Source organism: Arthrobacter sp. zg-Y916 (assembly GCF_020907385.1).
Classification (GTDB): domain Bacteria; phylum Actinomycetota; class Actinomycetes; order Actinomycetales; family Micrococcaceae; genus Arthrobacter_B; species Arthrobacter_B caoxuetaonis.
In genome coordinates this window covers 309,745-323,174 of the sequence record NZ_JAJJOD010000006.1, presented here as the reverse complement: position 1 = coordinate 323,174, position 13,430 = coordinate 309,745, and the positions used below count along the sequence as shown (strand labels likewise).

The window sequence follows — 13,430 nt, the reverse complement described above, 5'->3', positions numbered from 1 at the left end:
CGGAAACTATGGGCGGTGTTGCCGGGGATGCGTAGCATTGACTGGAGCACGCGGAAACTTCCGGGAGCCGATGTGAAATACCGTAACACCCTGTTTGCGGCAGTAATAATGGCCGGGCTTACTCTGTCCTCCTGTGCGGTGTCCCAGGAGAGCGAGGAGGAGCCCGTGACGTGGCGCTGGTATGAAGTTGATGCCGCTTCCCTGGAGTTTGAGCACCGCTCTGACTGGGCGGTGGAAGAGATCGCCCCGATCGCCAATGATCCTGCCGGGGGTGTGTCGCTGGAGGTGCGCGACGGCGGCGGGCGGCTGATCGCCGGGCTGGATACCGGCGTCATTACTGACCTGGTCTGCACTCCAACGGGGCAGCCTCCTGCCTATGTCGAGTATGACGCCCAGCCGATGCCCGAACTCGAGTCGGCCGGCGGCACGGAGCAGCGTTTTGTATACCGGTCGGTGTCTCCTGCTCCGGGTGCCGGCGCACAGGTGACGTATGCGGTGGTCAGCGGGCCGGTTCCGACTCCCGAGGCAGTTGCCTGCGGGCTTTTTGATTACTTTGACCTGACGGAATCTAGCGGTGGGCGGTTCTCCGGGGCGGTGCATGCTGATGAGGGGTCCAGCGTTGAGCAGCACCTGCAGAAAGCCGCGGCTTTTGAAAATTCCCAGGAGTTCCGGGACGTGAAGCGGATGCTGGTTTCGCTGCGGAATACTGACTGATCCGGCGGCACGGCTGACCGGGCATTTTCGAGTTTTCTTACCATTTCGGTGGCTTCCTGTGGATAAGTCACTATGCTTTGCGGCAGTTTGAGTAGCATCTACCGCACATTGGATAGCCAACCCGGGGGTTCTTGATGTTCAGTCTCGCTGATCGACGCCGTGCTGCTGCGGTTTTCTTGTCCCTTGCCGGCGTTGCTGCGCTGTCAGCGTGCTCGGATTCGCCGGATCCCGGTGCCAATGCCGCGCAGTCTCCGAGTGCTTCGGCGAGCGAAACGGCGTCCAGCCCCTCTCCTTCTCCGTCTCCTTCCGCGACCTACAAGCCTGCTTCGGCGGACGGCCCCGCGGAGAACGTTCCTTTACCGGTGATGCCGGAGGAAGCGAAGGTTGAGTCCAAGGAAGGGCTGATCGCTTTCGCGCGGCACTGGTATGAAGTAGCGAACTATGCGTATCAAACAGGTGACGTCGAGCCGATGAAAGCGATAAGCGGACCGGATTGCACTGCGTGCAACGGAGTATATTCAGCACTAGAGCGATGGTACGAGGGGGACAAGTGGCTCGCGGGTTCCCTTATCGACATTGATTCCATCGCCTCCGAATACGCGCAGACGGAAACAGGTGAGCGACAGGCCTTGATCATGTTTGCCCAGGTCCCGATTCAGTCTTATGGGCCGGAAGGCCTTATCGACACTACTGGAGAGGGCGATACATACGTTCAGCTCCTGAACGGGCGTTATGAAGATGGTTCCTGGATTGCCTACGACATTGTGACAATGAAAAAACTGCCATGATCTCCGCGAGGCAAAGAGCGCTAAGAGGATTTATCTCCCTGGCACTTATGCCTCTAGTTCTTGCCGCAGGAAATGCTGAGGGCGAGCTTGGGGATGCCGGGACGGTCAGGGGCGAAGTTAATTATTATCAAGACCCCGTAAGTAAAGCTTGGTCGCATATTCAGGTTGGTCTGGCAGATGACCCTATGCAGTATCAGTTCGAACTGGCCTGCTTTGATGAGAGCAACGGTGATCTTGAGTGCCTGCGGATTTTCGGAATGTCTTGTGATTCTGGTCCTGACGGACGCTTGGTGTGGTGGATGACGGCGTTCAAGGGCGTACCTGAACCCGAATGGAAAAGGATTGGCTCCCAGCCGACCTGTATCTATTCGGAAGACCCAGCTGCATTCCAGGAGCGATTGCGGGAGGAGGTCCTCACAGCTTTCCAGGAAGCTCCGATCGCCGCCGGTTCCATGGTTCTGCAGCCGAGCCCGCACACACTTGTCGGTGCCCACACCAATGTCTATGTCGAGGCGAGCGGACAGGTCTTCGAGATGAACCTCTTGGGCCAGGAAGTCCGCATTGCGGTGGAGCCGACGGAATACACCTTTGATTACGGTGACGGTTCGTCCTACGGCCCGGCACCGGTTCCGGGAGGCCCGCTGCCTGAGTCCAGATGGGGTGAGCAGACGGCAACGAGCCACGTCTATGGACAGACCGGCGACTTCCCGGTGGTGGTGACGACCTTCTTCTCGGGAGAGTATTCGGTCAACGGAGGTCCTTTGATTCCGATTGACGGACGCGCGGAGGTGACGTCACCGGCACAGGTCCTCAGTGTCTGGCGGACCGAGTCCAGGAACGTTGCCGACAACTGCCTGGTCAATCCAACCGGGATTGGCTGCTGAGTTCAGGCACCGGGCGGGTCTTGGTGCTCAGGCCGCTGAGTCAGCCGGCAGGCAATTGCCGGCCAGCCACCCCAGCCGGCGCTGGAACCGCAAAGAACGTCCGCGGGTCCTGGAGCAGCGCGGGATAAGAGAAGTCAGAACGCGTCACGCGTCCCGAGACGGAAACCTCCCGCCAGGCAGCATCATTGGTCAGGGTCGCCGGACCAACAGTGCCCAGCTCCAGCACTGACGGATCGGGGCCAAGCAAGGCCACCACATCGCCGTCGTCCGCCACATCCAGGAAACGCTCCAGCTGCCGTCCGGCCTTGCCGGTCACCGGGGTTCCCCGGGTCGAAAGCATCGGCAACTCGATGGCCGGCCCCGAAGGCCCGCGGACCGGCCGGGCGACCCACAACACGTTCCGCGTGGGTTCAGCCGGGAGCACCGGGGACGCGGGCTCAGGCCAGACATACGGCAGCGCCCGCTCAGTATCGGGAAACAAAGGACCGTAAAAGTCATCGTCCTTGGCCAGCAGGTTCGACCGGTGGCTCTCGTGCAGGGCAGCATCTCCGAGCCACGGAGGCAGGGCAACATCGCCGCCGTCGGCCTCGGGAGCGAACTCCACCAGCTGCTTCCGGACCGTGTCGGCAAAGCCGCGGCCCGTCCAGGCATCCGTCATCGCCAGTCCGTAGGCCGTCAAGGCCGGTACATACCCCATCCACATCCGCGTCACGGGATGGTTTTGCCAGCCGTAGTCGGGCACTGCCAGGGCACGCAGGATCTGCAGGGTCTCCACCCGCTGTTTGCCCAGCCGCGGCGAATCCAGCACCTGGGCGCTGCGGGCGAAGCTCTCATAGGGGAGGAAAGTCTGCATCAGTACTCGGTATACAGTTCTCCGGCCAGCAGCGGAATGTCCACCCGGTTGTCCGGACCCGGCAGCGGGCACGCCCAGCGCTCGTCGTAGGCGCACGACGGGTTGTAGAGAAAATTGAAGTCCAGCACCAGCGAGTCTCCAGGCCCTTCCCCGAGATGTGCTCCCTTAATGGTGTCGAGCAGATACCGCCCGCCCCCGTAGGTGCCGCCGGGTGCCCCGGCCAAGCCATCCCGGACCGGAAGGAAGATCCCGCCTCCGTAGGTTTCCAGCCGCCAGACAGCCAGCCCGCCCACCGGCGTCGAAACGGTCCCGAGCCGCTCAAAGAAGACAGTGCCGTCGGTGCCGGTGGCAACTTCCATATGCTCGCCCGTGCCGTCGTCGTCAATCACTGCCTGGAAGCGGAGTTCCGGATCATAAGGTGCGACGCTGAGCCCTTCGAAGCGCGCCTTGGCCTCGTCTCCGAGCGGTGAGGCGGGATGGGAGGCGAAGAGCCGGTCCCGCTCGCGGCGCCACAAGGAATGGGCGGCCGACGGCGATTCCTCCTCCGCGGCCCGGCGCACCTGGTCATAAATGCCGAACATGTGTCGACGCCAGTCTGCGGTCCGGAGTGCCGAAGCGGGGGAAACCATGAGCCCAGCGTAGTGTGTTCGGGTGACTATGGGACTTCTGATTGTGGTGCTGGCTTCGATCTTTGTGGGCGCGGTGGCCCAGAGGATCGCCGGCCTGGGCTTTGCCCTGCTGATTTCACCGTTCCTGGTCATCATCCTCGGCGCGCATGAGGGCGTGCTCATGGTCAACGTGTGCGGTTTGGTGTCGTCGCTGCTCATTATGTTCCGGGTCTGGAAGGACGTCGACTGGAGCATGTACCGCTGGCTGGCCATCCCCGCCGTTGCCGGCAGCATTCCCGCCTCGATCGCTGCGGTGTTCCTTCCCGCGGCTCCGATGGCCGTGATCGTTGGCGCTGTAGTCCTGGTGGCATTGGGGGCATCACTTGTCCTGGCGCGCAATTCCGTGGTGGTCAAGGGAAATACAGCCAAGGCCGTGGCAGGGTTCGCGTCCGGGGTCACCAACGCCGTTGCGGGGGTGGGCGGTCCGGCCGTCAGCGCCTATGCCGTGATGGCCCGCTGGCCGCAGCGGCCGTTTGCGGCCACGCTGCAGCCGTTCTTCGTGACCATCGCCGCTGTGACCCTGGCAGTGAAGCTCACCATGGATCCGTCGCAGATGCCCCCGTTCAGCTTCCTGGCGTGGGCGCTGATTGCCGCAATGATCGTCGGCGGGATCTACGCCGGGGAGCGGCTCCAGAAGCATCTTCGGGATGACCACGTACGGTTCGCGGTCATCGTCATCGCTTTTCTCGGAGCAGCGACGGCGATGGTCAAGGGAATCTTCGATCTGCTCGGGTAGAACCTGGCCGGCACCGACTCACGCCGGGCACCTGAGCCGTGCCGCCGGTCCCCAATGGCACGATAGAGAGCGATGAAACTCTTTAAGCGCCCGAAAAAGCCGGGTGTGCTGCCCATGCCGCTGTGGCTGCAGGGAATGTTCGAACTGGGGCAGGCCGCTGTGCTCTCTGCCCTCGTCGTCATCCTGCCCCTGACCGGGGTCTGGGCCGCCAACGGGTTCTCCGACCGGGATTACGCGTCGCTGGCACGGCTGAGCGGACAGGCCTGGCTCCTGCTGCACGGAGTGCCGCTTACCCTGAGCCTGCCGGCTGGCACCATCGGCCCGGAAGAGAGCGCAGGGCTGCTGTCCCTCATCCCGCTCGGCCTGACCCTCATTCCGTTTTTCCTCTGCTGGAGGGCAGGACGCCGTCTGGCCCGGGCCTCCTACACTGATCAGCTGTGGCAGGCCCTGATCGGTGCCCTCGGGACATACGCCATGCTCGGAGTCGCCGCAGCCTACTTCTCCGCCAATGAGGACGTAAGCATCTCGCTCGTGGCAGGCGGACTCATCCCGCTTATCGCGGCCGGCCTGGGCGTCATCATCGGGGCCCGGCAGGAGGCCGGCTCCTGGGTCCGGCTGATCGGCGTCGACCTCACCGACTGGATCGCGCGCACCAGCCAGCATTCGCGCTGGGCCGGCTCCTATCTGTGGGCCGCGGTCCGTGCCGGAGCCGTGGGCGTCACCGCCGCGGTAAGCCTTTCTGCCCTGCTCCTGGTCGCAGCACTGGCCATGAACTGGACCCAGATGGCGGCGGTCTACCAGAGGCTCGACGCCGGAATCATCGGCGGCGCTGTCCTCACCGTCGGGCAGCTTGGCCTGCTTCCCAACCTCGTGGCCTGGACTCTTTCGTGGGCCTCAGGCGCCGGCTTCAGCCTCGGCACCGGAAGCACGATCAGCCCGCTGGAAACCACCGTGGGGCCTCTGCCCGCGCTTCCGGTGCTCGCAGCGCTCCCCGGCGGGCAGATGGAATTCGCCTACGCAGCCCTGCTGATCCCGGTTGCGGCAGGAGTCCTCGCCGGTTGGTGGTTCCTGCGGGAAGGGGAGAACCACTTCGATGAATGGCTCGCGATCAAGGTAGATGCACGCTGGTTCACAGCCACCGTTTCGACAGTGTGCCTCGGCGGCATCATCGGAATCGTCGCCGGGTTCTTTGCGGCAGGTGCTGCGCTTCTCTCGCGGGGTTCACTCGGTATCGGACGGTTCGTGGATGTGGGTCCCGATCCGCTGTGGACCGGAATCTGGATTGCGGCCGAGGTGGCTGTGGGCGCGGTCATCGGCTACGCGGCGGGCCCGTGGCTGGAGCGGGAGAAGTCCCGGCGCCCGGCATCGGACGCCCTTGGCAGCGCAACCTAGGCGGTGCCCGGGCGGGCAGCTGTGAGGCTAGCGCTTCGTCTCCGCTTCCCTCTCCCTCTCCTCTTTCCGGTGATGGAGGAACGCCGTCATGATGTTCGACCCGGCCATGGCGACCATGTCCGCCACCGGCTTCATCGGCCTGGAAGGACTGCCGAATCTGGTCTGGTGCAGGCGCAGGTGGACGATCAGCTCCTGGAGGTCCGAGAGCTCGTAGTAGGTGTCGGACCGAGGTCCGCTCAGCGACGTGTTGAAGCGGAAGGCAACAGCTTCCAGGCGGCGGCGGAGCGTCCGTGTCTTGCGGGCGGACTTCGGCTCGAGGCCCTGGTCTGAAAGGGGCGCCTGGGGGATGTCGTAGGTGCACTCGTGCTGGAGCTGACGGAGAGGCGGCCTCGATTCAAGCACAGCCCCCAGCCGTTCAGAGTAGCGCTCCTCAAGATGATCCCTGCTCCAAAGCTGGATACCGCCGCCATCAGGGGCCGCTTCCCAGAGCTGGGCGGAAGTGATGAGCGAGGTCAGGACGGCTCCGCGGGTTGTCGCAGTGCGCAGCGCTTCGCTGTCCGGCTCCGGGTTCCCCTGCCTGAGGGCCAGCAGGACCTGGAGCGCGGCGTGATACCGGGCAAGGTGCAGGGAGCTGAGCGCCTGGTCTACGGACTCGCTCAGGGTCAGTTCCTCTGCGGGAACCTCTCCGCTGGATTTCAGGGCCATGCCGATCAGTTCTGAGCAGGCCCTGAGCAGGTCCGGGATTTTTGCCTGGAGGACGGACTGGTCCGGGGCATACGCCAGGGCAATAAGGTCTGCCTCGACCGGCTCTGCCGTTTCGGCCAGCGGCACTCCGAACAGGCTCAGTCCATCAGCGCTCATAATCAGGTTCGTCCCCCCAGCCCAGCCGTTCAGGGCTGCGGCAGCATGCCGCCGAAACTCGTGTAGTCCTTGATGCAGCTTTCTGTAGCCTGAACGGTCAGCGCCGACTGCATGCACGCTTCATACCGGGCGGTCATCGGCCACAGCGCCACCATGGCCGCGAGGCCCAGCGTCATGAACGCCGTGGCGGCAAGGCCCATGGAAACAATGACGCGAAGCATGCGGTGCATTCCGTAGCGGACGATCTTCACCATGGTCATGATGCCAACCACCATGGCGGCAATGCCCAGGGCCAGGGGGAGGAGCTTCCACGGCAGGGCCAGTTCCGAGCTGAGCAGCATGCCGGTGAGCAGTGCAATGAAGACCCACAGGTAGGACCGTGCCTCTTTGGACTGGGCTTCCGTAGGTTCCGGCTTGCGGGTTGCCGGTGGGAACGGCGGTCGCGCTTGCAATGGAGGGCCGTCGTTGTTCATGGATTAAGCCTAGGCGACGCTTGCACTTAAGGTTGACACATGCGAATTGTTGTTCTGGTTTCCGGTACCGGCTCGAACCTGCAGGCCGTGCTCGACGCCGTTGCGGCGGGGGAGCTCGACGTCGAAATCTCAGCCGTCGGTGCGGACAGGAACGGAACCTACGGGGTCGAGCGCGCAGCCGCAGCTGGTTATGAGACCTTCGTGGTGAACTTCAAGGACTATCCCGTCCGGTCCGACTGGAACCGCGCACTGACCGACAAGGTCGCCTCTTATCAGCCCGACGTCGTGCTGTCTTCAGGATTCATGCGCATTGTTGACGAGCATTTCATCGACACCTTCGAAGGGCGCTACGTGAACACGCACCCGGCCCTGCTGCCGTCCTTCCCCGGAGCCCACGGCGTCCGCGACGCCCTGGCGTACGGCGTGAAGGTCACGGGCTGCACCGTCCACATTGCTGACGCCGGAGTCGATACCGGCCCGATCCTTGCCCAGGCGGCAGTCGAGGTGCTCGACGGCGATACCGAGGAAAGCCTGCATGAGCGGATCAAAGTGCAGGAGCGCCGGCTCCTGATCGAAACCCTGCGCAAGATCAGCAAGGACGGCCTGCCGCAGCCCTAGCCCGGAGGCGAACCAGCACATCCGGGCCGGCCGCTAGTCGAGCGCCGCGCCGCGGGTTTCCGGTGAGAACCTGGCCATCCAGAGGACGGAGAGCAGCACCAGCACTCCAGCCAGGGCAAAGGACAGCGGCAGGCCCAGATACGGCCACAGCACCGAGACAAACAGCAGCGGCCCGAACCCGGCTCCCACGCGGGAGGCCGTCGAGGCCCAGCCAAAGCCGCTGGCGCGAACCTGGGTTGGATAGAGCTCGGACACGTAGGTGTAGAGCACCGGGATGGCCACCTGCACCACAAAACCGTAGATGAGCAGCCATGTTGTCGCCGCAGCGGGCACGTCCACCACCAGGGCAACGACCACCAGCGAAGCGGCGGCAGCCGGACCGGTGAGCGCCAGCAGCCACTTCCGGCCCACCCGCTCCACCAGCAGTGCAGCAGCAATGACGCCCAGCAGTCCCACGGCGGCCATGCCGGAGGTCGTCAGGAACGCCTTGTACTCGGCGTAGCCGGCATCCACCAGGATCTTGGGCATCCACTGCAGTGCCAGGTAGTAGACGAGCAGGATGGTAACAAACAGCGACCAGGCCGTGACCGTATTCTTCGGATTGGTCCGCCACACTTCGCCCAGCTGGCTGCCCATGGCCCGGAGGGAGAACTTCGGTGCCGCCTCCGCCTCGGGGAGCCGCCATTCCGTTTGTGTGCCGCCTGTGCGCTGGATCAGGTCGTTGATGACGGACCGGGCTTCGTCGGCGCGGCCCTTGCGGACCAGGAACAGCGGCGATTCCGGCACGGAACGCCGGACCCAGAAAACCAGCAGAGCCGGGGCCACCATGATGAGCATGGTCCACCGCCAGTCCGCGACGGTGGCCATGATGAACGCCGAGGTAACACCGCACAGGGCAGCGCCCACCGGCCACCAGCCGTCCATCGCCGTCAGCACCCGCCCGCGCTGCTTCCGGGGAGTGAACTCGCCGACCAGCGCATAGTCCACCGGAACGCAGCCGCCCAGCCCAACCCCGGCCAGGAAACGGAAAACGCAGAACCAGGCGATGTCCGGCGCGAAGGCACCCAGCACCGTGAAGATCGAGAAGATCAGCAGCGTCGCCGTAAACGCCCGCTTGCGGCCGATGGCATCCGCAATGGAGCCCCACAGGAAGGCGCCGATCGCCATCCCCAGCAGGTTCGCCGTACCGATCCAGGCCGCCTGCGCAGGTACCAGGTCCCACTCCTTCGAGAGCAGCGGTATCAGGACACCGTTGAGGGTCACATCCCAGGCATCGAACATGAAGCCCAGCCCGCCAATGAGGAAGATCCGCCCCTGGACGCGCCAGCGCCAGGGAAGGTTTTGGACTACCTCGTCACCCGTGGGCAGGGCGTGCGTTGTCGTCATGGGTGGCGCCTCTCAGAACCGAGTTATGGTCAGAAGTACAATAACTGACCCACACTCTACAACGAACGGCGCCGCCGCCGGACTCCGTCCCGTAATCTTCCGGTGCCTGGCGCAGGGGTGCCGGAAACCCCCGAAGCGGCCGGGTCAAAAGGGTGACGGCCCGGGCCGCGAGTATTACCTGCGGCCCTGTCCCGCGGGCAGCCAGCGCCTAAACTCGGAACTGGGCCGCCAGAAGGTCCGTGTGCATCGATTCGCCGATCAAAACTTGGAGTGACTCCGTGAGCAACACCCCCCTTGACCGTGTACCCATCCGCCGGGCCCTGATCTCGGTCTATGACAAGACCGGCCTGACGGAACTGGCTCAGGGCCTCTCCGCCGCGGGAGTCAGCATTGTCTCCACCGGTTCCACCGCAAAGCAGATCGCCGCAGCCGGCATCGAGGTCACCGAGGTTGCCGAAGTCACCGGCTTCCAGGAGTGCCTGGACGGCCGCGTCAAGACGCTCCACCCGCGCGTGCACGCCGGCATCCTGGCAGACCGCCGGCGCCAGGACCACCGGGACCAGCTCGAGGAACTGGGCATCGAACCCTTCGACCTCGTGGTCGTGAACCTGTATCCCTTCGTCGAAACCGTGAAGTCTGGCGCTGCCCAGGACGACGTCGTCGAGCAGATCGACATTGGCGGCCCCTCCATGGTCCGCGCCGCTGCCAAAAACCACCCGTCAGTCGCCGTCGTCGTGGATCCGTCCAAGTACGCCGCTGTGACCGCAGCCGCCGCTGAAGGCGGCTTTGACCTCAACGAACGACGCCGTCTGGCCGCCGAAGCGTTCGCCCACACCGCTGCGTATGACACGGCAGTGGCCAAGTGGACCGCCGCGCAGTTCGGTGACGGCACCGAAGCCGGGGCAACCTGGCCCGCGTATACCGGCATGGCACTGGAGCGCTCCGAGGTGCTGCGCTACGGCGAAAATCCGCACCAGGCTGCGGCGCTGTACGCAGACCAGGACTCCCTGCCCGGTGTGGCGCAGGCTGACCAGCTGCACGGCAAGGCCATGTCCTACAACAACTACGTCGACGCCGATGCCGCCCTTCGCGCAGCGTTCGACTTTGAGGAACCGGCAGTCGCCGTCGTCAAGCACGCCAACCCGTGTGGTGTGGCCGTAGCCTCGCCCGGCGCCGAAGACCCAATCGCCAACGCCCACTTGAAGGCACATGCCTGCGATCCGGTGTCGGCCTACGGCGGAGTCATCGCCGCCAACCGCACCGTGACCGCCGGGATGGCGGAAACGGTGAAGGACATCTTCACCGAGGTAGTCATCGCCCCGGACTTCGACCCCGAAGCCGTGGAGATCCTCTCCCGCAAGAAGAACATCCGCCTGCTCACCCTGCCCGACGGCTACGGCCGCAACCCGCTGGAGTTCCGGCAGGTCTCCGGCGGCGTGCTGATGCAGCAGCCGGACACTGTTGAAGCCGAAGGTGATGACCCCGCGAACTGGACCCTGGCAGCCGGGGAACCCGCAGATGAGAAGACCCTCGCCGACCTCGCCTTCGCCTGGCGTGCGGTCCGTGCCGCCAAGTCCAACGCCATCCTGCTGGCCCGCGACGGCGCGTCCGTGGGCGTGGGCATGGGACAGGTGAACCGGGTGGATTCCTGCAAGCTCGCCGTGGAAAGGGCCAACACACTGGCGGGCAGTGACGACGAGCGTGCCCGCGGATCCGTGGCGGCCTCCGACGCGTTCTTCCCCTTCGCCGACGGACTGCAGATCCTGCTCGACGCCGGCGTCCGCGCCGTCGTCCAGCCGGGCGGTTCCGTTCGGGATGAAGAAGTCATTGCTGCGGCCAACGCAGCGGGCGTGCCCATGTACTTCACGGGCGCACGCCACTTCTTCCACTAGGGCCTTCTGAACGCCACCTGACGATCGCCCCGCTGCGGGCTGCACGCATGACTACGTGTGGCCCGCAGTTTAGGGAGCGCTTCAGCGCTGTGGCATAGTTGGACACAGAAACCAGACCCAAAAGCCGGGTCCCCGCATGTCTAAAGCCATGTCCGCGGACCCCCATTCCACAAGGAGACCGTGTGGCTGACAAAATCAAGGTTGTGGGCTCTGTCGTAGAGCTCGACGGCGACGAGATGACGCGGATCATCTGGCAGTTCATCAAGGACCGCCTGATCAACCCCTACCTGGACGTTGACCTCAAGTACTACGACCTCTCGATCCAGAACCGTGACGCCACGGATGACCAGGTCACCATCGACGCAGCCAACGCCATCAAGGAACACGGCGTAGGCGTCAAGTGCGCAACCATCACCCCCGATGAAGCCCGCGTTGAAGAATTCGGCCTGAAGAAGATGTGGGTTTCCCCGAACGGGACCATCCGCAACATCCTCGGCGGCGTCGTCTTCCGCGAACCGATCATCATCTCCAACATCCCGCGCCTGGTCCCGGGCTGGAACAAGCCGATCATCATCGGCCGCCACGCCCACGGCGACCAGTACAAGGCCACCAACTTCAAGGTCCCCGGCGCCGGCACCCTGACGCTGACCTACACCCCGGCTGACGGCGGCGAAGAAATCAAGCAGACCGTTGTGACGTACCCCGAAGAGGGCGGCGTTGCCATGGGTATGTACAACTTCAACGAGTCCATCAAGGACTTCGCCCGGGCATCCTTCGCCTACGGCCTGCAGCGGAACTACCCGGTGTACCTCTCCACGAAGAACACGATCCTGAAGGCCTACGACGGCCAGTTCAAGGATCTGTTCCAGGAAGTCTTCGACGCCGAGTTCAAGGACCAGTTCGAAGCAGCCGGCCTCACCTACGAGCACCGCCTGATCGATGACATGGTTGCCTCCGCGATGAAGTGGGAAGGCGGCTACGTCTGGGCCTGCAAGAACTACGACGGCGACGTCCAGTCCGACACCGTGGCACAGGGCTTCGGCTCGCTGGGCCTGATGACCTCCGTGCTGATGACCCCGGACGGCAAGACCGTTGAGGCTGAAGCAGCACACGGCACCGTGACCCGCCACTACCGCCAGCACCAGCAGGGCAAGCCCACCTCCACGAACCCGATCGCCTCGATCTTCGCGTGGACCCGTGGCCTGATGCACCGCGGCAAGCTGGACAACACCCCCGAGGTCATCAACTTCGCCGAGACCCTTGAAGACGTCGTCATCAAGACGGTCGAATCCGGCAAGATGACCAAGGACCTGGCACTGCTGGTCGGACCCGAGCAGCCGTACCTGAGCACCGAAGAGTTCCTCGCCGCACTGGATGACAACCTCAAGATGCGCCTGGGCTAATACCCCGGTTTCTCAGTTAGACAGAGAACACAAAACAGCCCCGGTCCGAATGGACCGGGGCTGTTTCGTGTTTGAAGGTACCGGACTAGGAACCGGAACCGGAGGAGCCTGAACCTGAACCTGAGCCTGAACCGGACCCTGAGGAACCGGAGCCGAAGGAACCTGACCCTGATCCGCCGGACCCCATGCCGGAACCGGAACCGGAGCTGCCGGAACCCATCCCCGATCCGGAACCCGACCCCGAACCGGATCCTGAGGAGCCCATGCTGCCGGAGGACCCGCTTCCGGAAGAGCTGACGGAGGACAGCGACTCGGAGGAGGATTCTCCGCTGATGACGTTGCTGTCACCGCTGTACGAAGAGGACACCTCGATCTTGCGGGACTTTGCCTTTTCGCTGACCGGGATGAAGACGCTGAGGACGCCGTTCTCGTACTTGGCGGAGATGCCCTCGATATCGATGCCCTGGCCCAGGTTGAGCTGGCGCAGGAACGTCCCCGATTCCCGCTCACGGGTCAGCCACGTTGCCCCCTCGGGGACGTGGATCGTGCGCTCGGCACGTATGGTCAGCAGCTGGCCATCCACGTCGACGTCGACCGACCCCGGATCGATACCCGGAAGGTCGGCGTTCATGATGTAGTGGTCGCCCTCCCGGTACAGATCAATGGGCATCAGCCGCAGCCGCTGCCGCGGATCCAGGAGAGCGCCTGCCACACGGTCCAGTTCGCGGAAAGGATCGAATTTCATGGCCATTCTCATCAACT

General features: G+C 64.2%; 13 protein-coding genes and 1 pseudogene. 8 read left to right on the top strand and 6 right to left on the bottom strand.

Annotation, left to right across the window (positions count from 1 at the left end; translation table 11 throughout):
* Window positions 1–165: 165 nt before the first annotated feature.
* The 3 genes from LOC59_RS11565 to LOC59_RS11555 all read left to right on the top strand — a co-directional run bounded on the left by LOC59_RS11565 (window position 166) and on the right by LOC59_RS11555 (window position 2,386).
* Entirely contained in the window at window positions 166–714 is a 549-nt protein-coding gene (locus tag LOC59_RS11565; RefSeq protein WP_229972044.1) for a hypothetical protein, read from the top strand.
* Window positions 715–848: 134 nt separating this feature from the next.
* A complete protein-coding gene (locus tag LOC59_RS11560; RefSeq protein ID WP_227895234.1) occupies window positions 849–1,502 on the top strand; it encodes a DUF6318 family protein in 654 nt (217 codons plus the stop codon).
* Window positions 1,503–1,687: 185 nt separating this feature from the next.
* Window positions 1,688–2,386 carry a hypothetical protein gene (locus tag LOC59_RS11555; RefSeq protein WP_229972041.1) on the top strand — a complete coding sequence of 233 codons (699 nt, stop codon included), beginning with the start codon at window positions 1,688–1,690 and terminating at the stop codon, window positions 2,384–2,386.
* 40 nt (window positions 2,387–2,426) lie between these two features.
* Here LOC59_RS11555 and LOC59_RS11550 read toward each other — a convergent pair whose 3' ends face one another.
* Together LOC59_RS11550 and LOC59_RS11545 are read right to left on the bottom strand one after the other, a co-directional pair.
* The gene (locus LOC59_RS11550; protein WP_229972039.1) at window positions 2,427–3,239 is read right to left on the bottom strand and encodes an MSMEG_6728 family protein; all 813 of its coding nucleotides are present in this window, start codon (window positions 3,237–3,239) and stop codon (window positions 2,427–2,429) included.
* Complete coding sequence (locus tag LOC59_RS11545) at window positions 3,239–3,868, bottom strand: DUF1684 domain-containing protein (RefSeq protein ID WP_229972037.1); 630 nt, start codon at window positions 3,866–3,868, stop codon at window positions 3,239–3,241. Before LOC59_RS11545 ends, LOC59_RS11550 begins: the two co-directional genes overlap by 1 nt.
* 28 nt (window positions 3,869–3,896) lie before the next feature.
* Here LOC59_RS11545 and LOC59_RS11540 point away from each other — a divergent pair, with 28 nt between their 5' ends.
* Both LOC59_RS11540 and LOC59_RS11535 read left to right on the top strand, forming a co-directional pair.
* Window positions 3,897–4,643, top strand: coding sequence for a sulfite exporter TauE/SafE family protein (locus LOC59_RS11540; RefSeq protein WP_227895355.1), 747 nt, complete (start codon window positions 3,897–3,899; stop codon window positions 4,641–4,643).
* Window positions 4,644–4,715: 72 nt separating this feature from the next.
* Window positions 4,716–6,035, top strand: a complete 1,320-nt coding sequence (locus LOC59_RS11535; RefSeq protein WP_229972035.1) for a cell division protein PerM — start codon at window positions 4,716–4,718, stop codon at window positions 6,033–6,035.
* Window positions 6,036–6,062: 27 nt separating this feature from the next.
* Here LOC59_RS11535 and LOC59_RS11530 read toward each other — a convergent pair whose 3' ends face one another.
* Together LOC59_RS11530 and LOC59_RS11525 are read right to left on the bottom strand one after the other, a co-directional pair.
* Window positions 6,063–6,896, bottom strand: coding sequence for a hypothetical protein (locus LOC59_RS11530; protein WP_229972033.1), 834 nt, complete (start codon window positions 6,894–6,896; stop codon window positions 6,063–6,065).
* A gap of 29 nt (window positions 6,897–6,925) precedes the next feature.
* Window positions 6,926–7,369 carry a hypothetical protein gene (locus LOC59_RS11525; RefSeq protein ID WP_227895228.1) on the bottom strand — a complete coding sequence of 148 codons (444 nt, stop codon included), beginning with the start codon at window positions 7,367–7,369 and terminating at the stop codon, window positions 6,926–6,928.
* Between the two features lie 39 nt (window positions 7,370–7,408).
* Here LOC59_RS11525 and purN point away from each other — a divergent pair, with 39 nt between their 5' ends.
* On the top strand, window positions 7,409–7,987 hold the full coding sequence (gene purN, locus LOC59_RS11520) for a phosphoribosylglycinamide formyltransferase (RefSeq protein WP_227895227.1): 579 nt from the start codon (window positions 7,409–7,411) through the stop codon (window positions 7,985–7,987).
* 33 nt (window positions 7,988–8,020) lie between these two features.
* Here purN and LOC59_RS11515 read toward each other — a convergent pair whose 3' ends face one another.
* A complete protein-coding gene (locus tag LOC59_RS11515) occupies window positions 8,021–9,373 on the bottom strand; it encodes an MFS transporter (protein ID WP_229972031.1) in 1,353 nt (450 codons plus the stop codon).
* Between the two features lie 278 nt (window positions 9,374–9,651).
* Between LOC59_RS11515 and purH the strand changes: the two genes are divergently transcribed.
* Both purH and LOC59_RS11505 read left to right on the top strand, forming a co-directional pair.
* The gene (gene purH, locus LOC59_RS11510; protein WP_227895225.1) at window positions 9,652–11,265 is read left to right on the top strand and encodes a bifunctional phosphoribosylaminoimidazolecarboxamide formyltransferase/IMP cyclohydrolase; all 1,614 of its coding nucleotides are present in this window, start codon (window positions 9,652–9,654) and stop codon (window positions 11,263–11,265) included.
* Window positions 11,266–11,447: 182 nt separating this feature from the next.
* Complete coding sequence (locus LOC59_RS11505; RefSeq protein ID WP_227895224.1) at window positions 11,448–12,668, top strand: NADP-dependent isocitrate dehydrogenase; 1,221 nt, start codon at window positions 11,448–11,450, stop codon at window positions 12,666–12,668.
* A gap of 357 nt (window positions 12,669–13,025) precedes the next feature.
* Here the strand turns inward: LOC59_RS11505 and LOC59_RS11500 are convergent.
* Window positions 13,026–13,419, bottom strand: a pseudogene (locus tag LOC59_RS11500) (Hsp20/alpha crystallin family protein); the annotation flags it as partial.
* Window positions 13,420–13,430 lie beyond the last annotated feature (11 nt).